This window comes from Streptomyces sp. NPDC020597 (assembly GCF_044335095.1).
Classification (GTDB): domain Bacteria; phylum Actinomycetota; class Actinomycetes; order Streptomycetales; family Streptomycetaceae; genus Streptomyces.
Genome location: NZ_JBIRUL010000024.1, coordinates 37,391 through 59,829 on the forward strand (window position 1 = coordinate 37,391; position 22,439 = coordinate 59,829).

The window sequence follows — 22,439 nt, forward strand, 5'->3', positions numbered from 1 at the left end:
TCGGCGGCGGGCACGGCCGGCCGCTGACCCCACAATGGACGCATGAGGATCTCGGCAAGAGCGGACTACGCGGTGCGGGCGGTGCTGGAGCTCGCGGTGCGGCAAGGCGGCGACCCGGTGAAGGCGGAGGCGATCGCCGCCGAGCAGGACATCCCGCACAAGTTCCTCGAGGGGATCCTCGGCGACCTGCGGCGCGGCGGGATCGTCGACAGCCGGCGCGGCGGCGGCGGGGGCTACCGGCTGGCCCGCGACCCGGCGGCGATCACCGTCGCGGACGTCATCCGGGCGGTGGACGGCCCGATCGTGTCCGTGCGCGGCGAACGCCCGACGGGACTGTCGTACACGGGGTCGGCGCAGCCGCTGCTGCCGCTGTGGATCGCGCTGCGGGCCAACGTGCGCCGCATCCTGGAGGGCGTCACGATCGCGGACATCGCCGCCGACGCGCTGCCGGTCCCGGTGAAGGAGCTGGCGGCGGAGCCGGCGGCCTGGGAGAACCCGTGAGCGCGGCGGTCCGGGGCCTGCTCTGAGCGGTGCGGGGAATCCTCGGCGGCGGGGCTGCTCGGAGTCTGTGGACACAACGTCAACTCCCTTTGTCCTCAGGCTCGTTCGGGGATCTCGGTAGGGGTGTGAACGGGACTGGGTGAATGGCCGGAGTTCTACCTGGCCGCGCCTCGGTGGCATTCCTACGATGCGAGCGCCCCCCCAGTTCTTCACAGGAACTCCACAGGTTTTCCGTTGAACCAAGGAGAGTCACCATGGCAAATGGGCTGCTTCTGGGCGGCGCGGTCGCCGCGCTGATCACCGCGGCGGTACCCGCGCACAACTCGTCCCCCGTGTTCGACAACCCGCCGCCGGACAGGATCGTCATCGACGTCGCCACGGTGAACGGCTCCGGCTGTCCCGCGGGCACGGCCGCCGTCGCCGTGTCCGAGGACAACACCGCCTTCACCGTGACCTACAGCGACTACCTCGCCCAGGTCGGCGGCGGCTCCAACCCCACGGCCTTCCGCAAGAACTGCCAGCTCAACCTGATCGTCCACGTCCCCTCGGGCTTCACCTACGCCATCGCCAAGGCGGACTACCGCGGCTACGCCTCACTCCAGTCGGGCGCGAGCGCCGTGCAGCGGGCCTCGTACTACTTCCAGGGGTCGTCGCAGACGGTGTTCAAGAACCACAACTTCTCCGGTTCCTACAACGACAACTGGCAGGCCACCGACACCACCGACTGGGCCCAACTCGTCTGGGCCCCCTGCGGAGTCCAGCGCAACTTCAACATCAACACCGAGCTCCGGGTCAACGCGGGCTCGTCCTCGCCGAGCAAGGTCAGCTTCATGACGATGGACTCGACCGACGGCGACCTCAGCACCGTCTACCACATGGCCTGGCAGCAGTGCCCGGCCAAGTGAGCGGCCCGCGACCCTAGGGTCACTTCGCCGTGTGGGTCACGAACACGGCCCACGCGGCGAGGGAGGGGGCGAGCCCGGGACCGCTCTCGGCCTCGGAGTCGCGGACATGGATCCGCGCGGGACGGGCGGCGCCCTCGATGCCGTCGCCGCCGCTGCTGGCCGGACCCGCTTCCGTCGAGCGCGACCTCGACACAGTCACCGGGCGTCCCGTACGGCGCGGAGGCGCCCGGCGCCGTCGCGTCGATCGTCGGTGAGCCCGCCGCCCGCCGGGAGGTGGTGGACGCCCACCGCCGCGTCCGCGCTGCGCCGCTACGACGCGATACGGCGACCGCGCGCCCAGTCCGTTGCCCGCGCGGCCCGGCAGGCGGGCCGGATGGGGCACCGGCTGACGCATCCCTCCGCCATGGCCCTGCGCGACACCGCTGTGCGGCTGGTGCCGTCCGCGGTGATGCTGCGCGTCGCCCTCCGGCACGCCGACTGGACGCCGCCGCTCATCCGGTGACGTCCAGTCGGACGGGGATGGTCACATGGCGGGCGTCAGCGTTCGACGCCGAGGGTGAGCGTGCCCGCGTAGCCCGACGAGGTCGAGCTGCCCAGCGCCGTCAGGGTGAGCAGGCCGGAGGCGGCCCCCGCGTCGTCGTAGATCGAGTCCTGGGCGAGGGTCGTGCGGGTGACCCTGTTGGTGGAGTACGGGGAGACCCGCGCGACGGCGGTGGTGATCGTCTCGTCGAAGAAGAGCTGGCCGGTGTGCAGTTCCTGGCCGCCGGTGAAGGAGCCGTCCGAGGTCAGGGTGACGTTCGTGTGGACCTTGACGTGGATGTGCGCGCAGCGCCCGCGGTACCAGCCGGGGTAGACCGTGGTGATCGAGGCGACGCCGGACGCGTTCGTCAGGACGCCGCCGCGCAGGAAGGTGCCGCTGTCCGGCTCGGTGTGGCCGTTGTTGCCGACGAAGCCGGAGTACTCGCCGAGGGCGTCGGCGTGCCAGAGCTCCACCAGCGCGTTGCTGATCGGGACGCAGGTGTCGTCGTCGACGACCGTGAGGGCGAGCTTCAGCGGGATGCCCGCCTTGCCCTCGGTGATGTCGGCGCGGACGTACTGTCCGTCCAGGTAGTAGGGGCCTTCGGTCATCTCCTTGGTGAGGGTGCAGACGGCCGCGACGGTGACGGGGGCGGTGCCGTCCGCTTCGGCGGTGGGGGCGTCGGGCCTGGCGGCGGCTCCGACGGCCAGGGCCGCCGCGGTCGCGCCCGTGGCGACGAGCACGGTGCGGCGTCCGATGGGGGTGCGCGCATCTGAAGTGTCTGTCATGAGCACGGCACCCTAGGGGCGGTTCCTGTACGGAGGCTGTCAGTCGGGCAAACCGGCGAAACGTCAAGGACCTTGCAGGACAGGACAGGGCGGGATGCCCGGGGTCGCCCCCATGGGCCCGCGACGCGGAGGCCGTCGTGGCTTTTCGGTGCTTTTCGAGGACTTTCGCGGTGGCGCGAGAACCGTTGACGCGCAAAGCGTTCGATTCTACGTTCACCGTCCGGCGACGCGACTGTCGTACGGCATCACGAACGGTGAGGTCCCCCACTGAAGGAGCGTTCGCATGAGCCGCACGCCCTGCACTTCACACCCGTCCCGCCTGTCACGTACATCCCGTCCCTCCCGCCCGCCCCGTACGTCCCGCCCGTCACGGTGGGCGGCGCTGCTCTGCGTGCCGGCCGCGATCCTGCTGGCCCTGACGCCCTCCATCGCCTCCGCCTACCCCGACCCCGGCACCGTCACCGGGGCCACGGTCGTGCACGACCCGACGATGATCCGGACCCCTGGGGGCCGGTACCTGCTCTACGCGACCGGCGGCGGACTCTCCTACCGCACCTCCACCGACCGCAGGACGTACAGCGCGGGCGGCGACGCCTTCGCCGGCAGGCCCGGCTGGTGGTCGTCCTACGGCACCACCGAGGCCTGGGCTCCCGACATCTCGTACCAGGGCGGCAAGTACCTGATGTACTACGCCGTCTCCACCTTCAGGACCAACCGGTCGGCGATCGGCCTGGCCGTGTCGAGCACCGGCCTGCCGAGCTCCTGGAGCGACCGCGGCATCGTGTACACCTCCACCGCCTCGAACGACTACAACGCCATCGACCCGAACCTCTTCGTGGACGACGACGGCTCCTGGTGGCTGTCGTTCGGGAGTTTCTGGACGGGGATCAAGATGATCCGGATCGACCCGTCCACCGGCAAACAGCTCTCCTCCGACACCGCCCGGCGCTCCATCGCGTCCCGCGGCACCCCTCCGAACGCCGTCGAGGCGCCCTTCGTCGTGAAGCGCAACGGCTTCTACTACCTCTTCGCCTCGTACGACACCTGCTGCGCCGGCACCAGCTCCACCTACAAGGTCAAGGTGGGCCGCGCCACCAGCGTCACGGGGCCCTATCGCGACAGGAACGGCGTCGCGATGACCAACGACGGCGGCACACCGGTCCTGGAGTCGCACGGGCGCTACATCGGCCCCGGCGGCCAGTCGATCCTGCACGACACGGACGGCGACCTGATCGTTTACCACTACTACGACGGCAACACCAACGGCACGCCCAGACTGGGCGTCAACCTCTTGAACTGGAGCAGCGGATGGCCCGTCGCCTCCTGACCCCGCTGACCCCGCTGACCCCGCTGCTGCTCGCCCTGGCGGCCGGACAGCCTTCGGCGAGTGCGGCCGCCTTCACCGACCCGGTCAAGACCCAGGAGGGCGCCGACCCCTGGATCTCGTACCGCGTCCGCGTCGTCAACCAGTCCACCGGCAAGGTCGCCGACGTGGCGAGCTGCTCCACGGCGGACGCGGCCGAGGTCCGCCAGTGGACATGGCTGAACAGCACCTGCCGGCAGTGGAAGCTCAGCCCCGCGCGTGACCCGGACCTGTCCTAACCCGCCTGGCCCATCCCCGCGGCGTTCGGCCAGCTCTGGGCGTTGGGCCAGCCGGTCGCCGCGGCGGGGGAGAGACCGTTGGTGCCCCTGACCTGGGCGGCCGTGAGGCCGCCGCGGGCCGGGACGCCGGGCGGGGTCGGGCCCATCTGCGGGGCGGGAGCGACCGGTGCCATGGGCGGGGCCATCGCTGGGGACATCGCCGCGGGAGACATCGCGGCCGGCGACATAGCCGCCGGATACATGGGCGGAGGCGACATCGCGGCCGGGGACATCGCGGCCGGGGACATCGGCGGAGGTGCCATGGCCGCCGGGGCCATCGCCGCCGCCGGGGCCATGGGGGCCGGCGCCGGAACGGGGGTCGGGGCGGGAGCGGGCGCGGGCGCGGGCGCCGGAGCGGGCGCGGGCGCCGGAGCGGGCGCCGGAACCGGGGCCGGGGCGGGCACGGACTGGGGGAAGATCTGTGCGGCGGCCGGCAGGGGCACCCCGGCGCCCTCGGACGGCGCGGGCTGCGCCGCCGCCGGGGCGGGCGCCGCCGCGGCGACGGCGGCCGGGACAGCGGCCGGTGCGGCAGCCACCAGTCCCGGCGGCGCGACGCCCATGGCCTGAGCGGCGAGGCCGGGCATGCCCGCCCCGTTGGTGACCAGCCGGTCCACCGCCGCCGTGCCCGAGCTGTAGCCGGCGCCGGGGCTCAGCTCGGGCACGGGGGCTCCCCTCCTGGTCCCGTAGAGCACCTGCTCCATGCCGGACACCAGCCGACGCACGTCCACCTGGGGGCGCACCACGAGCCTCAGGAAGCGGCTCGACGAACCGATCTTGTTGCCGCACTCGCGGACCAGGATGCGGTGTTCGGCGAGCAGCCGGTCGCGGACCACGGTCCCCTCGGCGCCGACCGGCAGGCGCACGAAGAGGAAGTTCCCCTGCGAGGGGTAGACGGTCAGGCCCGGCAGGGCGCTGAGCTGGCTCGCCATGTCGAGGCGGTCCCGGCGCACCTGCATCAGGCTCTGCGCGTATTCGGCGCCGTGCTGCTTGAGGATGAACACGACGTGTTCCGCGAAGGAGTTGAGGTTCCACTTCGGGAGCATCGAGCGGATCCGGCCGGCCAGCGCCGGGTTGGCGACCAGGTAGCCGAACCGGATGCCGTGCAGGCCGAAGTTCTTGCCCAGGCTGCGCAGGACGATCACGTTGGGCCGCAGCATCGCCTCCTGGACGACGCTCGGCTCGGCCTCGGCGTCCGCGAACTCCAGGAACGACTCGTCGATGACGATCAGGTCCAGGTCGGCCATCGCGTCCATGAACTGGACGATGGCGTGCTTGTGCAGGAACCCGCCGTCGGGGTTGTTCGGGTTGCAGATGACCGCGGCCCGGGTGCCCCGCGCGCGGATGAACTCGGCGTACTGTGCGAGGTCGAGGGCGAAGCCGCTGGACTCCTGGAGCGGGAACATGTCGACCCGCTTGCCGGTCTCCATGGGCTGGTCGGTCCAGCGGCCGAAGGTGGGGACCGGGACGGCGAGCGACTCACGGACCAGCAGATGGTCGATCCAGGTGATCAGTTCCGTCGAGCCGTTGCCCATGGCGACGGCCTGCGGCGGGAGTTGCAGCAGGCTGCACAGTTCCGCGGTGATGGTGTCGGCGCTGCTTGGGTAGTACGTGATGATGTCCCGCAGCCGGGCCGCCATCTCGTCGAACATCGCCGGAGTGGGGAAGTAGGGGTTGCAGGGTATGCAGAAGTCCACCGGGCCGACCCCCTCGCCGCCCTCCCGTGTCAGCGCCGCCATCGACGGGCTGTGCGCCGCGTTGCTGCGGAACAACGAGGAGACGTTGTCGGCCATGGAACCTCCGTATGGGGCGGGCCCGGCGGGGACGACCGGGCCCGTCGTCATTGGGTGGCCCGCGCGGGGGAGCACGGGCCGTCCTTACATACGGGGGTTCGGGTGGCGGTGTTCAACCGCTGAGAAACCGGTAAGAAGTTGTGGTTTAACTGTGCATCAGGTGTCACCGGCGGTCGTGCGGGCGGGTCAGGAGCCGAACGAGTGGATCGTCGTCGACCGGTACGTCTGCCCGGGGCGCAGCACCGTGGAGGGGAACGCCGGCTGGTTCGGCGCGTCCGGGAAGTGCTGGGTCTCCAGGCAGAGCGCGTCGCCCTGGCGGTAGGTGCGGCCGCCGGTGCCGACGAGCGTGCCGTCGAGGAAGTTGCCCGAGTAGAACTGCAGGCCCGGCTCGGTGGTCGCGATGCTCAGGGTGCGGCCGGAGGCGGGGTCCCGCAGGACGGCGACCGGCTCCGGCCGGGCGGTGACGCCCTTGTCGAGGACGTAGTTGTGGTCGAAGCCCTTGCAGTGCAGCGACTGCTCGTGGGCGACGCGCAGGTCCCGGCCGACCGCCTTGGCCGTGCGGAAGTCGAAGGGGGTGCCGGCGACGTCGGCGAGTTCGCCGGTGGGGATGAGCCCCTTGTCCACGGGCAGGTAGCGGGCGGCGGCGATCTCCAGCTCGTGCTCGTGCACCGGGCCGCTGCCCTCGCCGGCGAGGTTCCAGTAGACGTGGTTGGTGAGGTTGACGACGGTGGCCCTGTCGGTGGTGGCCTCGTAGTCGATGCGCCAGTCGCCGCCGCCGGTGAGGGTGTACGACACGCTCACCTCGAGTGTGCCGGGGTAGCCCATCTCGCCGTCGGGGCTCGTCAGGCGCAGGCGCAGACCGACGTCCGGTCCCTCGGTGAACGGCTCGACGTCCCAGACGCGCCGGTCGAAGCCCTCGGCGCCGCCGTGCAGACTCCGGTCCTCGTCGTTGAGGGGCAGTTGGTGGCTCTCGCCGTCCAGGGTGAAGCGGCCCGCGGCGATGCGGTTGCCGAAGCGGCCGATCAGCGCGCCGAAGTACGGGCTGCCGGCCACGTAGTCGTCGAGCGCGGAGAACCCGAGGGAGACGTTGGCGTACCGGCCGTCCCGGTCGGGGATCTCCAGGGACTGCACGATCCCGCCGTAGTCGAGGACCTTCATCCGGGTCCCCCCGTTCTCCAGCGACCAGCTGGAGACCTCGGTGCCGTCGGCCAGCACGCCGAAGAGCGTCTTCACTGTTTCCCGCCTTCCACTTCCCGTTGCCGCCCGCCCCTGGAAACACGAGCGGGCCCCGCCTCGAAGGCGGGGCCCGCTCGTCGGATCAGGAACCGGACTTGCGCTTGTTCCAGACGTCGAACCCGACCGCGATCAGCAGGGCGAGGCCCTTGATGACCTGCTGCCAGTCGCTGCCGACGCTGAGGAGGTTCATGCCGTTGTTCAGCACACCGAGGACGAGACCACCGATGATCGCGCCGAGGACCGTGCCGACGCCGCCGCTCATGGACGCGCCGCCGATGAACGACGAGGCGATCGCCTCGAGTTCGAAGCTGAGGCCCGCCTTCGGCGAGGCCGCGTTCAGACGGGCGGCGACCACGAGACCCGCCAGGGCCGCGAGCACGCCCATGTTCAGGAAGACCAGGAAGGTGACCTTCTTGTCCCTGACGCCGGACAGCTTCGCCGCCGGCAGGTTGCCGCCGATCGCGTAGATGTGACGGCCGAAGACGGCGTTGCGCATGATGTAGCCGTAGCCGACCACCAGCAGGCCGAGGATGATCAGGATGATCGGCGCGCCCTTGTAGCTGGCGAGCAGCATCGTGACCGTGAGGACCGCGGCGGCGATGGCGACGAGCTTGAGCAGGAAGAGGTTCGTCGGCACCACGTCGAGCGCGAACTCCTGCTGACGCTTGCGGTCCCGGACCTCCTGGAGGACCACGAAGGCCAGCAGGGCGAAGCCCAGCAGCAGCGTGATGTTGTGGTAGTTGGTGTTCGGGCCGACCTCCGGCAGGAAGCCGTTGCCCATCTTCTGCAGACCGTCCGGGAACGGGCCGAGGGTCTGGCCCTCCAGGAGGATCTCGGTCAGACCGCGGAAGAGCAGCATGCCCGCGAGGGTGACGATGAAGGAGGGTATGCCGAGATAGGCGATCAGGAAGCCCTGCACCGAGCCGGCCACCGCGCCCACGATCAGGCACAGCACCAGCGCGACGGGCCAGGCCACGTCGTGCTGGACGGTGAGGACGGCCGCGAAGGCTCCCGTGAACGCCGTCACCGAACCGACCGAGAGGTCGATGTGACCCGCGATGATCACCAGCATCATGCCGATCGCGAGGATCAGGATGTAGCTGTTCTGCAGGACCAGGTTGGAGACGTTGCGCGGCAGCAGCAGGTCGCCGCCGGTCCACACCTGGAACAGGACGACGAGCAGGCCGAGCGCGATCAGCATGCCGTACTGGCGCATGTTGCGGCGCAGGCCGTCGAGCATCACCTGCAGCAGCCCGCCGCCGGAGGCGGAGCCCCCGCTCTTCCCGGGCGGCGCGGCCGCCGGGCTCTTGTCGGTCACGTCCGTGCTCATCGCGTTACCTCTTTGTCCTTCGTCATCTGACGCATCAGCACTTCCTGCGTGGCCTCGGCCCGCGGGAACTCGCCCGTGAGCCGTCCGGCGGCCATCGTGTAGATGCGGTCGCACATGCCGAGCAGTTCCGGCAGCTCGGAGGAGATGAAGACGACCGCCTTGCCCTGGGCGGCCAGCTGGTCGATGACCGTGTAGATCTCGAACTTGGCGCCGACGTCGATACCGCGCGTCGGTTCGTCCAGGATCAGCACGTCAGGACCCGCGAAGATCCACTTGCTGAGGACGACCTTCTGCTGGTTGCCGCCGGACAGCTTGCCCACCGGCTCGAAGACGGTCGGAGCCTTGATGTTCATCGACTTGCGGAAGCCCTCGGAGACCTGCCGCTCCTCGTGCTCGTCGACGACGCCCCGCTTCGAGACCTTGTTCAGGGCGGTCAGCGAGATGTTGCGGTTGATCGTGTCGATGAGGTTGAGGCCGTAGTGCTTGCGGTCCTCGGTGACGTACGCGATCCCGTGGCCGATGGCCTCGGCGACCGTCTTCGTACGGATCTCCTTGCCGTCCTTGAGGACGGTGCCGCCCGCGTGCCGGCCGTAGGCGCGTCCGAAGACGCTCATGGCGAGCTCGGTGCGGCCCGCGCCCATCAGGCCGGCGATACCGACGATCTCCCCGCGGCGCACCTGGATCGACACGTCGTCGACCACCTTGCGCTGCTGGTCGATCGGGTGGTGCACGGTCCAGTCACGGATCTCCAGGGCCGGAGCCGCGTCCTTCTCCGCCGCCTCGTGCGGGGTGCGCTCGGGGAAGCGGTGGTCGAGGTCGCGGCCGACCATGCCGCTGATGATCCGGTCCTCGGTCGTCTCCGCAGACTTCACGTCGAGCGTCTCGATGGAGTGCCCGTCGCGGATGATCGTCACCGAGTCCGCGACCTTGCGGATCTCGTTGAGCTTGTGGGAGATGATGATCGAGGTGATGCCCTGCTTCTTCAGCTCCAGGATCAGGTCCAGGAGCTTGCCGCTGTCCTCGTCGTTCAGCGCCGCGGTGGGCTCGTCGAGGATGAGCAGCTTCACCTTCTTGGAGAGCGCCTTCGCGATCTCCACGAGCTGCTGCTTGCCCACGCCGATGTCGGCGACGCGGGTCTCCGGGTGGTCGCTCAGACCCACCCGGCGCAGCAGCTCCGTGGCGTGCCGCAGGGTCTCCCGCCAGTCGATGAACCCGCCCTTGGCATGTTCGTTGCCGAGGAAGATGTTCTCCGCCAGGGAGAGGTACGGCGACAGCGCCAGCTCCTGGTGGATGATCACAATGCCGTGCTGCTCGCTCGCCCGGATGTCCTTGAACTGGACGACCTCCCCCTCGAAGAGGATGTCGCCCTCGTAGCTGCCGTGGGGATGGACACCGGAGAGCACCTTCATCAAGGTGGACTTCCCGGCGCCGTTCTCACCGCAGATGGCGTGGACCTCGCCCTGACGGACGGTCAATGAGACGTCTGACAGCGCCTTGACGCCGGGAAAGGTCTTGACGATCGAGCGCATTTCCAGGACGGGTCCCGCCATGGTCGTGCCTTCCAATCCGTAAGGTTCGACGCTTACTTGAGCTGGTCCGCCGTGTAGTAGCCGCCGTCGACGAGCTCCTTCTGGTAGTTCGTCTTGTCGACGCTCACCGGCTGCAGCAGGTAGGCGGGGACGACCTTGGTGCCGTTGTCGTACGACTTGGTGTCGTTGATCTCGGGCTTCTTGCCGTTCAGGGTGGCGTCGACCATGTCCGTGGCGACCTGGGCGAGCTTGCGGAGGTCCTTGTAGACGGTCATCGACTGCTGGCCGGCGATGATCGACTTCACGGAGGCGAGCTCGGCGTCCTGACCGCTGATGACCGGCAGGGGCTTGGCGGCGGTGCCGTAGCCGTCCGACTTCAGCGCGGCGATGATGCCGATGGAGATGCCGTCGTAGGGCGAGAGCACGGCGTCGACCTTGCCGCTCTTGTACGACGAGGTGAGGATGTCCTCCATGCGCTTCTGGGCGGTGGCGCCGTCCCAGCGCAGGGTGGTGACCTGGGTCATCGCGGTCTGGCCGGACTTGACGACGAGCTTCTTGCTGTCGATGTACGGCTTGAGCACGCTCATCGCACCGTTGAAGAAGTACTTGGTGTTGTTGTCGTCGTTGGAGCCGGCGAAGAGCTCGATGTTGAAGGGGCCCTTGCCGGACGCCAGGCCCAGCTTGTCCACCAGGTAGGTGGCCTGGAGCTTGCCGACCTTCTCGTTGTCGAAGGACGCGTAGTAGTCGACGTTCTTCGAGCCGAGGATCAGGCGGTCGTAGGAGATGACCGGGATCTTGGCGTCGGCGGCCTGCTGGAGGACGTTGTTCAGCGACTTGTTGTCGATCGCCGCGATGATCAGCGCCTTGACGCCCTGGGTGATCAGGTTCTCGATCTGCGAGACCTGCTGGTCGGGGTCGTCCTCGCCGAAGACCAGCTTGGTCTTGTAGCCCTTGGCCTTGAGGTCCTTCTCGACGTTGGCGCCGTCGGTGATCCAACGCTCGGAGGACTTGGTCGGCATCGCGATGCCGATCGTGCCGCCCTTGGCGTCGCCTGCCTTCTCCTCACTGCCGCCTTCACCGGACTGGCCGCAGGCGGACAGGGTGAGGGCGAGGGAAGCGGCTCCGGCTATGGCGGCGAGGGCGGCTCTGCGGTTGCGCATGGTCATCATCCTTGATGCTTGATGTGTGGCAGGGATCGGTCTCGCGCTGCGAAGGACGCTTCCGGAGCGACGCCGGAAAGACCGAGAAGCGATGTGTGGGATTCTGCGCGCCTGTGTCGGCTTCTGTGAAGCAAGGTTTCCGGAACGTTATGACCCGGCGTCGAACCTGTTCAGTTCACCGGGCAGTCGCGAGCCTGGAGGGGCCATGTCGCCGTCCGCCCCGTGACGGGCGAGCAGGTCGAGGGCGAGACGGCCACGGCGCACCCGTTCCCGGGCTGTGGCGAGCGCCACGTCGCGCATGTGATGGCCGTAAGGGTAGATGCCCGGCGCCTTGGAGAGGCCGAACTTCAGGTAAAGCGGTGCGCCGCGCCGGATCAGCTCGGCGACCTCGTACATCCGAATGTACCCTCCGAGATCGTCGGGGGCCTCGATGTACATGTCCATGGGGGCGGCCGACACCCGCCGGATCTCCGTGAGGTGATCGAGCGTCAGGTCGCTGGGCACGTTGACGGAGTCGGCGCCGAGGCGCTCGTACACCGCGTACGCGGCCGGGTTGACCGGGCCGATGAGCGCCGACACCTTGAGCGTCGTGTCGGCCGGGATGACGCCGGCCAGGCGGGCGCGGTGCAGCGTCCACAGGACGCCCTCGTCGGCGACGAGCAGGCACTTGACGCCCAGCTCCGTCGCCCGCACGGCGTCTTCCACGCACCCCGCGACGGCGTCGTGCCCGCGGGCACGCAGTCCGCCGCCCCGGGAGTCGGTGCGGGTCGAGGCGCCGATGTCCCAGGTGCCGCGCGGACCGGTGAACAGACACAGCTCGATGTCACGCTCGGCGGTGGACTCGACCATGTCGGTGATCTCGGCGTCGGTCAGCATCCACACGCCGCTGCCCTGGCTGATCCGGTGGATCGGCACGTCGAGGCGCGAGGACTCCTTCAGTATGACGGCCAGCGCTTCGGGGCCCTCGCACGAAGGGACCTCGGTGCGCCAGCGGCCGCCGCCCGGGAACCCATGGGGTGAGGCGTCGGCGGGATCGAGAGCGGGCGCGCCCAGGCCGAGCGTGGCGAGCGCCTGCTCACCAGGTCGGCGAGCTGCCGTGGTGGAAGCGTCGGTGGTCACATGCCGTCCTTCGTGTTCGATATGTCGGTCAAGGTTCGCGGCTCAGGTCGTGCTGGGCTGGGTGTACACCGGCCCGGGACGCGTCAGGACGCCCCGAGCCGGCGTACGGCTTGGCGGGGGCCTACGGCCTGAGCAGCACCTTGCCCACCTTCGGATCACCCGAGCCGACCAGCTCGATGGCATCGGCGAACGCGGTCAGCGGCAGCTCGTGCGTGATGAGCGGCAGCGGATCGAGCAGCCCGGCCCCGAACACCCGGACCGTGTAGGCCCAGGCGTCCGGTGGAGCCCCGAAGACGGTGTGCACCTCCAGTTGCCGTACGACGAGGTCTGTGGGGTCCAGCCCGGCCGCACCGGGCGCCGGGATGCCCGTCAGGACCAGCCGGCCACCGCGCCGGAGCAGCGAGGCGGCGGTCCGTGCGGCGGTCGTGGATCCTGCGGTCTCGATGACGACGTCGATGTCGTCCGGGAGTTCCTGGTCACAGGTGCGGAAGTCGGTGGCGCCGAACTGCCGGGAGAGCGCCTCCCTGTCGCCGCGCGTACCGATGACCAGCAGTTCGGCGGGCGAGCCCGCCTTGAGGAACTGCACGGCGAACATGCCGAGCGTCCCGGTGCCGACGACGGCCACCCGCTCGCCCGGCAGGGCCTTCGCCTTGATCGCGGCGGCCGCGGTGCAGGCCGCCGGTTCCAGCAGGGCCGCCGCCGTGAGGTCGGCGTCGTCCGGAAGGGCGTGCAGCAGCCGGGCCGGCAGGGTGAGGGTGGCGGCCATCGCCCCCGGCTGCGTGAAGCCGGTCTCCTCGTAGCCTTCCGTGCACAGCGTCGTCGCGCCCGTGTGGCAGCGGTCGCAGACCTGGCAGTTGCGAAAGCCCTCGCCCACCACCTTGCGGTCGACGAGCGACGGGGGGACCCCGGCGCCGACGGCCTCGACGGTCCCGGACCACTCGTGGCCGGGGGTCACCGGGTAGCGCACGTACCCTTCGGGCCGGTTGCCGTGGTAGACCTCGCGGTCGCTGCCGCAGATGCCGGTCGCGTGGACGCGGACCAGCGCTTCGCCGGGGTCCGGCTGCCGCGGTTCGTGCGGGACGATGCGATGCTCGCCCGGCGCCTCGACCACGACGGCGGTGCTCACTGCTCGGCGGCCTTCGGCTTGCGCTGTTCCCAGCCCTCGGCCCAGAGGTCGAAGCGCGCCTGCTGCTGCGGGAACTCGGCGGCCGCCTCCACGTCCAGCTCCACACCCAGACCGGGCGCGTCGGAGAGGTGGAAGTAGCCGTCGACCACTTCGGGCGCGCCCTTGACGACCTTCTTGATCTCCGCGTCGGCGAAGTCGTTGAAGTGCTCGAGGATCTTGAAGTTCGGGGTGGTGAAACCGACCTGGAGGGAGGCGGCGGTGAGGACCGGTCCGCCGACGTTGTGCGGGGCGACGAGCACGTAGTGCGCCTCGGCGGTGGCGGCGAGCTTGCGGGTCTCCCAGATGCCGCCGAGGTGCCCGACGTCCGGCTGGATGATGTCGACGGCCTGGCTCTCGAACAGCTCGCGGAACTCGATGCGGTCGTGGATGCGCTCACCGGTGGCGACCGGGATGTCGACCTTTGCGGCGATCTTCTCCAGGGCCTTCAGGTTCTCCGGCGGGCACGGCTCCTCCAGCCACGCGGGCTTGAAGGGCGCGAGCTCCTTGGCCAGCCGGACGGCGGTGGCGGGGGAGAAGCGGCCGTGCATCTCGAGCATCAGCTCTGCGTCCGGCCCGATGGCGTCGCGCACGGCCTCGATCAGGGAGACGGCGTAGAGGCTCTGCTGGTGGTCCAGCTCGAAGTGCCCGGTGCCGAAGGGGTCGATCTTGAGCGCCCGGTAGCCGCGCTCCATGACGCCCCTGGCGGCCTTGTGGTAGGCCTCCGGGGTCCGTTCGGTGGTGTACCAGCCGTTGGCGTAGGCCTTGACCTTGTCGGTGACCTTCCCGCCGAGGAGCTGCCAGACCGGCACGCCGAGCGCCTTGCCCTTGATGTCCCAGCAGGCCATCTCGACGACGGCGATGCCCGACATGACGATCTCGCCGGCCCGCCCGTAGTCGCCGTACTTCATGCGGCGCGCGAGGTCCTCGACGGCGAAGGGGTCGGAGCCGAGAATGTGGTTGGCCTCGGCCTCCTTCAGGTACCCGATCAGCGCGTCGGTGTGACCCAGCATGCGGGTCTCCCCGACGCCCGTGAGGCCCTCGTCGGTGTGCACCAGGACGTAGGTCAGGTTCCGCCACGGCGTCCCGACCACATGCATGCTGATTCCGGTGATGCGCACGGAAGTAACCCTTCAAGCCGTTCGAGATTTCGTCACCCGTTCGAAATGCTGACCAGACAGTAAAGACCGCGTGAGCGGGGTGTCAATGGGGCGAACGGGTATCCCTTTCGACAGTTTCGGTGTCGCTTTCGGACTTTGGGTCGAGACCTTGTGGGGTACGTCACTCTAGTTGACGCGCCGTATGGCCGGTTTCCCACACAACTTTCACAGGCGCAACCGGGAACGCGCCCTTCCGGGAACTTAGTCTCTCCGCGTCATGGACTACTGCCACCCGTGCCGACGGCACCTCAACGGCGCCCTCGCCTGCCCGGGGTGCGGCACACCCGTCGAACAGCTACGCGCGTATCCGCAGGACGCGGACCGGTCGCAGGGGTACGAGCCGCAGGCCGTCCGCTACGCATCCGCAGCCGTCCGCCACGAGCCCGGACCGGCCCGCCACGAGCCGGAACGCCACGGTGACGGGTCGGCGCCCGCGGCGCCCGGCGACATGTGGGACGACCGCGCCGCGCGTGACGATCACGACCCTTCCGGCGAGCGCGACGAACAGGGCGCCGGGGACGGCGAGGCGCAGGGACGGGCCGCACGCCGACGGGAGCAGGGCCGGGGGAGCCGGCGCGGGCCGGGCGGTGCGCCTGCCGCACCGGAGGCGAGCCGTCGCGACCGCAAGGCCTCCGCCCACCGCCGGCGCCGCAGGCGCGTGGTGCTCATCGGCGTCGGCTTCGTCCTGGCGGCGGGCGGCCTGAGCCTGGCCGAACTGGGCGTGGACGCGCCGGGTTTCTCCTCGCCTACCAATCCGGCGGCGGCCGGCGGAGAGTCGGACGAGGTCGACGGGTCGGCAGCGGAGCCGAGTGCGTCCGGGCAGCCCCTGAGCGACCGGACGGACCCGGACCGGGGCGAGGCCTCGCCCTCCCCGGACCCCTCGGCCTCGGCCTCGCCGTCCGCCTCCGCGTCGGCCTCGCCGTCCCCGACGGCCGGGACCGCCGCGCCGGGCCCGGACAGGGAGGCCCAGTCGGGCGCCCGCCCCGGCTCCTCCAGGACGCCGGCCCCGTCGGGCGGCGACGGGGGCTCCACCCCGACCTCCGGCGCGTCGGCGCCGTCCCCGTCCCCGAAGCCCTCGCCCTCGGAGACCTGCACCCGGTTCCTGTGGTGGTGCTCCTGAGGCTGCCGCCGAGCAGTCCACAGGCCCCGTCGATGGTTGATTCTGTGCGCAGTTGTGCGGTTGGCCAACGTGTTTGGACATCCTGTCCAGGGCTGCGAGCGGGAAGTCCCCCGGGTGGTGAAAGTCGGCCGGCGAGGGCCGGCCGGCGTCCGCGCCGGCCGTGGGGGCCTCCGGCCGACGCGGACGCCCGGAACCGCAAAACGGGCTCTGACCTGGCCGTATGTGTCAACGGTGTAAATCGCGTTATGGAACCGTGACGACGATTGACCGCAACCCCCTTGACCGGCGTGAATTGTTAGCGCTCACAATGACCTCCGCGTTCACCAGTCAACGCCCAACGATGCGGGGGAGGTCGAGCGTCGTGCGCACAGCGTCCCGACTCGTCGTTTCCGTCGCATCCGTCGGGCCCTCCGGGACCCCGGAGTGACATCCGCGGCGCGGAACACTCCGCCCGCATCGCAGGCCGTACCAACGAACGAGAGCCGAGGAGGGGCGTACGTGGCACACACCAGGCTTCGGCCGCCCACCATGGCCGACGTGGCACGCCAGGCAGGCGTGTCCCACCAGACCGTGTCCCGTGTGCTGGGAGATCACCCCAACGTGCGGGAGGAGACACGGGCCAGAGTGCTCCGCGCGATCGAGGAGATGGGCTATCGCCGCAACTTCTCCGCACGGGCCCTTGCGACCCGGCGCACCCGGACGCTGGGCGTGGTCGCCTCCGACACCACCCACTACGGGCCGGCCAGCACGCTGTTCGCGCTCGAGGAGGCCGCGCGGTCGGAGGGGTATCTCGTCTCGACGGTCAGCCTGCGCAAACTGACCATGGAGACGCTCTCCGAAGCCCTGGACCACCTCAGCGAGGGCGGGGTCGAAGGAGTGGTCGCCATCGCCCCGCAGCGGTCCGCGGTGGACGCGCTGGCCGAACTGCGCCATCCGTTCCCCGTGGTGATCGTGGGCAGCGGGTCGGGCGTGGACATCCCCGGCGTGAGCGTGGACCAGCACCTGGGGGCGCAGCTGGCGACGGGCCATCTGCTGGCCGCCGGCCACCGCAGCGTCTGGCATCTCGCCGGACCCGAGGACTGGCAGGAGGCGGCCGACCGGGCCGCCGGCTGGCGGGCGACCCTCGAGGCCGCGGGCGTCGAACCGCCCATGACGCTGCACGGCGACTGGAGTCCGCTGTCGGGCTACCGCGCCGGCCAGGAACTGGCCGGCTGGGTGGGCCGGGGTCTGACCGCGGTCTTCGCCGCCAACGACCAGATGGCGCTGGGGGTGTTGCGGGCCCTGCGGGAAGCGGGGGTCCGTACGCCCCAGGACGTGGCGGTGGTCGGCTTCGACGACATCCCGGAGTCGGAGTACTTCGCACCTCCCCTGACCACCGTCCGGCAGGACTTCGCGGCGGTGGGCAGGCGTGGCATCGCGTTGCTCATGGAGCTGATCGAGGGCCCGCAGCCCGCGACCACGCCCCGGATCGCGATCGAACCCCAACTCGTCGTCCGCGCGAGTACGTTCCCTCAGGCCGCTCAACCGGAGGGCGTACCCCGCTGACCTACCGTCGGCCGATTTGCGCACCCTTATGGCCGAAATTCCGAACAATGATCGACAGGCTGGACGCACTACAGCCGGTCCCCTCAAGTACCAGCAGGTCCGTCCCCGGACCGGCTCTTCAAAGGAGAAGAACATGCTCAGCAGAAGGAACTTCCTCACGGTTGCGGTCGGCGTGGCGGCGGCGGGCGGCCTGACCGCCTGTGCCAAGAAGGACGACAGCTCCTCCGACTCCTCCTCCGGCGGCAGCAAGACGATCACGCTGGGCTTCTCCCAGGTCGGTTCGGAGAGCGGCTGGCGCAGCGCCAACACGGACTCCGTGAAGTCCGCGGCCAAGGAGGCCGGCTACAAGCTGCAGTTCTCCGACGCCCAGCAGAAGCAGGAGAACCAGATCTCCGCCATCCGCAGCTACATCACCCAGAAGGTCGACGTCATCGCCTTCTCGCCGGTGGTCGTCACGGGCTGGGACGCGGTTCTCAAGGAGGCCAAGGCCGCGAAGATCCCGGTGGTCCTCACCGACCGCTCCGTGGAGACCTCGGACGACTCCCTGTACGTCACGCTCGTCGGCTCCGACTTCACCGACGAGGGCCGCCGCGCCGCCAAGATCCTCGAGAAGGTCATCGAGAAGGCCGGCCTCAAGGGCCCGGTGAAGATCGCCCAGCTGGAGGGCACCACCGGCGCCGCCCCGGCCATCGAGCGCGCCAAGGGCTTCAAGGAGGTCATGGACGCCGAGCACAAGGACGACTGGAAGGTCGTCGTCAGCCAGACCGGTGACTTCACCCGCGCCGGCGGCAAGCAGGTCATGGCGGCGTTCCTGCAGTCCAACCCGGACGTCAACGTCCTGTTCGCGCACAACGACGACATGGCCATCGGCGCCATCCAGTCCATCGAGGCGGCCGGCAAGAAGCCCGGCAAGGACATCCTGATCGTCTCGATCGACGGTGTGAAGGACGGCTTCGTGGCCATGTCCGAGGGCAAGATCAACGCCATCGTCGAGTGCAACCCGCTGCTCGGCCCCCAGCTGATGGACGTCGTGAAGAAGGTCAAGAACGGCGAGAAGGTCGAGCGCTGGATCAAGACCAAGGAGGGCGACTTCATGCAGGACCAGGCCAAGGCCGCGCTCCCGAGCCGCAAGTACTGACCGACACACCCACCGGCAGGGAGCCTCCGGCCGACCGAGCGCCATCGGTCCCCGGGGCTCCCTGCGGGCCTGAACCAATCAAGAGGAGCGCTGCCATGGCAGAGCCGCGGCCCGTCCTGGAAATGGCGGGCATAGTCAAGGAGTTCCCGGGGGTACGGGCTCTGTCGGGCGTCGACTTCCGGCTCTTCCCCGGCGAGATTCACGCCCTGATGGGTGAGAACGGGGCCGGCAAGTCCACTCTCATCAAGGTGCTGACCGGGGTGTACTCCCTGGACGGCGGCACGATCACGCTGGACGGCGCCACCGTGCGCATCGCCAGCCCGCTGCAGGCCCAGCAGGCCGGCATCAGCACGGTGTACCAGGAGGTCAACCTCTGCCCCAACCTGTCGGTGGCGGAGAACATCTTCATCGGCCGTGAGCCCACCCGCATGGGCCGCATCCAGTGGAAGCGGCTGCGCCGGGAGGCCGCGGAGCTGGTGGACCGGCTCGGACTCGACATCGACGTCTCCGCCCCGCTGCAGTCGTACCCCCTGGCCGTGCAGCAACTGGTCGCGATCGTCCGGTCGTTGAACACCGGCGGCGGCGACGGACCGGGCACCAAGGTGCTCATCCTCGACGAGCCGACCTCCAGCCTCGACCGCGACGAGGTCCTGCAACTGTTCGCGCTGATGCGGCGGTTGAAGGACGAGGGCGTGGCGATCCTGTTCGTGTCGCACTTCCTCGACCAGATCTACGAGATCTGCGACCGGATGACGGTGCTGCGCAACGGCACCCTGGTCGGCGAGCACATGGTGAGCGACCTCGACCAGGTCGGCCTCGTCCAGCTCATGCTCGGCAAGGCCATGGGCCAGCTCGACGAGCTCCAGGAACAGCAGCAGCGCGCCGAGGCGGGCGAAGCCCTGCTGCGGGCGGAGGGCCTCGGCAAGACCGGCCGTATCGCGCCGTTCGACCTGGAGATCAAGAAGGGCGAGGTCATCGGACTCGCCGGCCTGCTCGGTTCGGGACGCACCGAACTCGCCCGGCTGCTCTTCGGCGCCGACCAGCCCGACGCCGGCACGGTGTCCATCGACGGCAAGCAGGTCTCGATGAGCGCCCCCAACGACGCGATCGGCGCGGGCGTCGCCTTCTGCTCCGAGAACCGCAAGAGCGAGGGCCTGGTGCCCGATCTCACGGTGCGGGAGAACATCATCCTGGCGCTGCAGGCCTCGCGCGGCTGGACCCGGCCCATCCCCGCCGCCCAGCGCGACGAACTGGTCGCCAAGTACATCAAGGCCCTGGACATCCGCCCCGCCAACCCCGAGGCCAGGGTGGGCCAGCTCAGCGGCGGCAACCAGCAGAAGGTTCTGCTGGCGCGCTGGCTGATCACCCAGCCGAAGCTGCTGATCCTGGACGAGCCGACGCGCGGCATCGACATCGGCGCGAAGGCGGAGATCCAGAAGCTCGTCGTCTCCCTCTCCGAGGAGGGGATGTCCGTGCTGTACATCGCGGCCGAGCTGGAGGAGGTACTCCGGCTCAGTCACACCATCGGAGTGCTGCGCGACCGCCGGCTGGTGGCGCAGATCGCCAACGGGCCCGAGATCACCACGAGCCGGATCCTGGAGACCATCGCGAGCGGAGAGCACCAGTGACCACGTCTTCGACCACCTCTTCCCGGTGGCGGGCGCTGACCCGTCACCATCTGTTCTGGCCGGTGGCGGTGCTCGTCCTCCTGCTGCTCGTCAACGTCCCCTTCACGCCCGACTTCTTCTCGATCAAGATGGCGGACGGCCACCTCTACGGCAGCCTCGTGTCGATCGTGCTGTTCGGGTCGCCGCTCATCCTGGTGGCGGTCGGCATGACCGTCGTCATCGCCACCGGCGGCATCGACCTCTCCGTCGGCGCGGTGGTCGCCATCACCGGAGCACTGGCCTGCTCGTACATCAGCGACCAGAAGGACCAGGGCGCCCTGTCCGGAGTGCTGCTCGCCATGGGCCTCGGTCTGCTCGCCGCGGTCGTCTGCGGTCTGTGGAACGGCTTCCTCGTCGCCCGGATGGGCATCCAGCCGATCATCGCCACCCTGATCATCATGGTCGCCGGCCGCGGTGTCGCGCAGCTGATCACGGACGGCCAGATCATCACCATCAACAGCGAGCCGTACAAGCTGATCGGCGGCGGCTACTGGCTGACGCTGCCGTTCTCCATCTTCGTGGTGGCCGCGGTCGTGGCCGTCACCGGCGCGCTGACCCGCCGCACGGCGCTCGGCCTGCTGGTGGAGGCGGTCGGCGGCAACGCCGAGGCGAGCCGCCTGGTCGGCATCAGGTCCCGTCGCATCAAGATCCTGGTCTACATGTTCTGCGCGCTCTGCGCGGGCATCGCCGGCCTGATGATCAGCTCCAACACCTCGGCCGCCGACGGCAACAACGCCGGCCTGTGGATCGAGCTCGACGCGATCCTCGCCGTGGTGATCGGCGGCACCTCGCTGCTCGGCGGCCGGTTCTCCATCGGCGGCACGGTGGTCGGCGCCCTCGTCATCCAGACGCTGACCACCACGATCTACACCATCGGCGTGCCGACCCAGACCAACCTGGTCTTCAAGGCCGCCGTCGTCATCGTCGTCTGCCTGCTGCAGTCCCCGAAGTTCCGCGACAAGGTCTTCGGCGCGAAGTTCGCCGCCCGGTTCCGCGCGAAGGGCGGCGCCAAGACGGCCGAGACCCCGGCGGACACCGCCACGGCGACCGAGGCCGCTCCCAAGATGGAGGTGTCGTGATGAGCGCGACCACCCAGAGCCCCACGGCCTCCGAAAGCCGTACCCCGTCCAAGGCCGCGCGTCTGCTCGGCGACCGGCGGCTGCCCGTCGGCGTGACGGCCCTGCTCTTCCTCGTGATGTACGGGGTGGGCCTCGGCCGCTACCAGTTCTACGGGTTCGCCGAACCGCAGGTCTTCCTGAACCTGTTCATCGACAACGGCTATCTGCTGGTCGCCGCGGTCGGCGTCACCTTCGTCATCCTGTCCGGCGGCATCGACCTCTCCGTCGGGTCGATGATCGGCTTCACGACGATGTTCACCGCCTGGCTGGTGGAGCGCCAGGGGCTGCCGATCGTCGTCGTGATCCCCATGGCGCTGGCGGTGGGGGCCTTCGGCGGGTTCCTGATGGGCTATGTGATCCACAACTTCGAGATCCAGCCCTTCATCGTGACCCTCGCCGGTCTCTTCCTCTTCCGCGGTCTGTGCCTGGTCATCAGCAAGGAGTCGATCTCCATCGGCGACGCCTCGGTGAGCAGCATGGCCCAGGCGCAGGTGTCGCTGGGGATGGGCTTCGTGTCGATCGGCGCGATCGTCTCGCTGGTGGTCCTCGCCGTGGCCTTCTACGTCCTGCACTACACGCGCTTCGGACGCCGGGTGTACGCCATCGGCGGCAACGAGCAGTCGGCCATGCTGATGGGCCTCCCGCAGGGCGGCACGAAGATCGCCGTGTACACGGTGAGCGGGTTCTGCTCGGCGCTCGCCGGTCTCCTCTTCACCCTCTACATCCAGTCCGGCGACCCGCTGCACGCCACCGGCATGGAGCTCGACGCGATCGCCGCGGTCGTCATCGGCGGCACGCTGCTGACCGGCGGCTCCGGCTATGTGCTGGGAACCCTGTTCGGTGTGCTGGTGCTCGGCCTCATCAAGAGCATCATCCAGTTCGAGGGCACGCTGAGCTCCTGGTGGACGAAGATCGCCACCGGTGTGCTGCTGTGCGCGTTCATCCTGGTGCAGCGCTTCATGACGACCCGGAAGAAGACCTGAGCCGAGGAACGGTCCCGGAGCGGTCCCGCA

General features: G+C 69.6%; 20 protein-coding genes and 1 pseudogene. 11 read left to right on the forward strand and 10 right to left on the reverse strand.

Annotated elements, in window-relative coordinates:
* Positions 1-42: 42 nt before the first annotated feature.
* Together ACH4ZA_RS30830 and ACH4ZA_RS30835 are read left to right on the forward strand one after the other, a co-directional pair.
* On the forward strand, positions 43-501 hold the full coding sequence (locus tag ACH4ZA_RS30830) for an Rrf2 family transcriptional regulator (protein ID WP_319282407.1): 459 nt from the start codon (positions 43-45) through the stop codon (positions 499-501).
* Positions 502-755: 254 nt separating this feature from the next.
* On the forward strand, positions 756-1,406 hold the full coding sequence (locus ACH4ZA_RS30835; protein WP_319282410.1) for a DUF4360 domain-containing protein: 651 nt from the start codon (positions 756-758) through the stop codon (positions 1,404-1,406).
* 19 nt (positions 1,407-1,425) lie between these two features.
* On the opposite strand, the gene ACH4ZA_RS30840 is transcribed toward ACH4ZA_RS30835, so the two are convergent.
* Positions 1,426-1,605, reverse strand: coding sequence for a DUF397 domain-containing protein (locus ACH4ZA_RS30840; protein ID WP_398432602.1), 180 nt, complete (start codon positions 1,603-1,605; stop codon positions 1,426-1,428).
* An 84-nt stretch (positions 1,606-1,689) separates the two neighbouring features.
* Between ACH4ZA_RS30840 and ACH4ZA_RS30845 the strand changes: the two are divergent.
* A pseudogene (locus ACH4ZA_RS30845) lies at positions 1,690-1,908 on the forward strand (FAD-dependent oxidoreductase); the annotation flags it as partial.
* A 35-nt stretch (positions 1,909-1,943) separates the two neighbouring features.
* On the opposite strand, the gene ACH4ZA_RS30850 reads toward ACH4ZA_RS30845, so the two are convergent.
* Positions 1,944-2,711 carry an intradiol ring-cleavage dioxygenase gene (locus tag ACH4ZA_RS30850; RefSeq protein ID WP_398432604.1) on the reverse strand — a complete coding sequence of 256 codons (768 nt, stop codon included), beginning with the start codon at positions 2,709-2,711 and terminating at the stop codon, positions 1,944-1,946.
* A 391-nt stretch (positions 2,712-3,102) separates the two neighbouring features.
* Between ACH4ZA_RS30850 and ACH4ZA_RS30855 the strand changes: the two genes are divergently transcribed.
* Both ACH4ZA_RS30855 and ACH4ZA_RS30860 read left to right on the forward strand, forming a co-directional pair.
* The gene (locus ACH4ZA_RS30855) at positions 3,103-4,038 is read left to right on the forward strand and encodes an arabinan endo-1,5-alpha-L-arabinosidase (RefSeq protein WP_398432605.1); all 936 of its coding nucleotides are present in this window, start codon (positions 3,103-3,105) and stop codon (positions 4,036-4,038) included.
* Entirely contained in the window at positions 4,020-4,313 is a 294-nt protein-coding gene (locus tag ACH4ZA_RS30860; RefSeq protein WP_398432606.1) for an RICIN domain-containing protein, read from the forward strand. The genes ACH4ZA_RS30855 and ACH4ZA_RS30860 overlap by 19 nt, the downstream gene beginning before the upstream one ends.
* Here the strand turns inward: ACH4ZA_RS30860 and ACH4ZA_RS30865 are convergent.
* The 8 genes from ACH4ZA_RS30865 to ACH4ZA_RS30900 form a co-directional block, all read right to left on the reverse strand.
* A complete protein-coding gene (locus ACH4ZA_RS30865) occupies positions 4,310-6,142 on the reverse strand; it encodes a pyridoxal phosphate-dependent aminotransferase (RefSeq protein ID WP_398432607.1) in 1,833 nt (610 codons plus the stop codon). The two genes, ACH4ZA_RS30860 and ACH4ZA_RS30865, sit on opposite strands and share 4 nt — an antisense overlap.
* A gap of 186 nt (positions 6,143-6,328) precedes the next feature.
* On the reverse strand, positions 6,329-7,375 hold the full coding sequence (locus tag ACH4ZA_RS30870; RefSeq protein ID WP_398432608.1) for an aldose epimerase family protein: 1,047 nt from the start codon (positions 7,373-7,375) through the stop codon (positions 6,329-6,331).
* A gap of 85 nt (positions 7,376-7,460) precedes the next feature.
* The gene (gene mmsB, locus ACH4ZA_RS30875) at positions 7,461-8,708 is read right to left on the reverse strand and encodes a multiple monosaccharide ABC transporter permease (RefSeq protein ID WP_319279159.1); all 1,248 of its coding nucleotides are present in this window, start codon (positions 8,706-8,708) and stop codon (positions 7,461-7,463) included.
* Positions 8,705-10,258: a multiple monosaccharide ABC transporter ATP-binding protein gene (gene mmsA, locus ACH4ZA_RS30880; protein WP_319279158.1), complete on the reverse strand. Its 1,554-nt coding sequence runs from the start codon at positions 10,256-10,258 to the stop codon at positions 8,705-8,707. The genes mmsB and mmsA overlap by 4 nt, the downstream gene beginning before the upstream one ends.
* A gap of 32 nt (positions 10,259-10,290) precedes the next feature.
* The gene (gene chvE / locus ACH4ZA_RS30885) at positions 10,291-11,397 is read right to left on the reverse strand and encodes a multiple monosaccharide ABC transporter substrate-binding protein (RefSeq protein ID WP_057583418.1); all 1,107 of its coding nucleotides are present in this window, start codon (positions 11,395-11,397) and stop codon (positions 10,291-10,293) included.
* A gap of 147 nt (positions 11,398-11,544) precedes the next feature.
* Positions 11,545-12,516: a hypothetical protein gene (locus ACH4ZA_RS30890; protein WP_319279155.1), complete on the reverse strand. Its 972-nt coding sequence runs from the start codon at positions 12,514-12,516 to the stop codon at positions 11,545-11,547.
* Positions 12,517-12,637: 121 nt separating this feature from the next.
* Complete coding sequence (locus ACH4ZA_RS30895; protein ID WP_398432610.1) at positions 12,638-13,642, reverse strand: zinc-binding dehydrogenase; 1,005 nt, start codon at positions 13,640-13,642, stop codon at positions 12,638-12,640.
* Positions 13,639-14,799 carry a mandelate racemase/muconate lactonizing enzyme family protein gene (locus tag ACH4ZA_RS30900; RefSeq protein WP_398432611.1) on the reverse strand — a complete coding sequence of 387 codons (1,161 nt, stop codon included), beginning with the start codon at positions 14,797-14,799 and terminating at the stop codon, positions 13,639-13,641. The genes ACH4ZA_RS30895 and ACH4ZA_RS30900 overlap by 4 nt, the downstream gene beginning before the upstream one ends.
* Positions 14,800-15,055: 256 nt before the next feature.
* Here ACH4ZA_RS30900 and ACH4ZA_RS30905 point away from each other — a divergent pair, with 256 nt between their 5' ends.
* From ACH4ZA_RS30905 to yjfF, 6 genes are all read left to right on the forward strand, one after another.
* Positions 15,056-15,958 (forward strand): hypothetical protein, encoded by a 903-nt coding sequence (locus ACH4ZA_RS30905; RefSeq protein WP_398432612.1) that lies wholly within the window; start codon positions 15,056-15,058, stop codon positions 15,956-15,958.
* 498 nt (positions 15,959-16,456) lie between these two features.
* Positions 16,457-17,503, forward strand: a complete 1,047-nt coding sequence (locus tag ACH4ZA_RS30910; protein ID WP_398432614.1) for a LacI family DNA-binding transcriptional regulator — start codon at positions 16,457-16,459, stop codon at positions 17,501-17,503.
* Positions 17,504-17,636: 133 nt separating this feature from the next.
* Positions 17,637-18,641, forward strand: a complete 1,005-nt coding sequence (locus ACH4ZA_RS30915; RefSeq protein WP_319279147.1) for an ABC transporter substrate-binding protein — start codon at positions 17,637-17,639, stop codon at positions 18,639-18,641.
* A gap of 95 nt (positions 18,642-18,736) precedes the next feature.
* The gene (locus tag ACH4ZA_RS30920; protein ID WP_319279146.1) at positions 18,737-20,269 is read left to right on the forward strand and encodes a sugar ABC transporter ATP-binding protein; all 1,533 of its coding nucleotides are present in this window, start codon (positions 18,737-18,739) and stop codon (positions 20,267-20,269) included.
* The gene (locus tag ACH4ZA_RS30925; protein WP_319279145.1) at positions 20,266-21,387 is read left to right on the forward strand and encodes an ABC transporter permease; all 1,122 of its coding nucleotides are present in this window, start codon (positions 20,266-20,268) and stop codon (positions 21,385-21,387) included. Before ACH4ZA_RS30920 ends, ACH4ZA_RS30925 begins: the two co-directional genes overlap by 4 nt.
* A complete protein-coding gene (yjfF, locus tag ACH4ZA_RS30930; protein WP_319279143.1) occupies positions 21,387-22,409 on the forward strand; it encodes a galactofuranose ABC transporter, permease protein YjfF in 1,023 nt (340 codons plus the stop codon). The genes ACH4ZA_RS30925 and yjfF overlap by 1 nt, the downstream gene beginning before the upstream one ends.
* Positions 22,410-22,439: the final 30 nt, after the last annotated feature.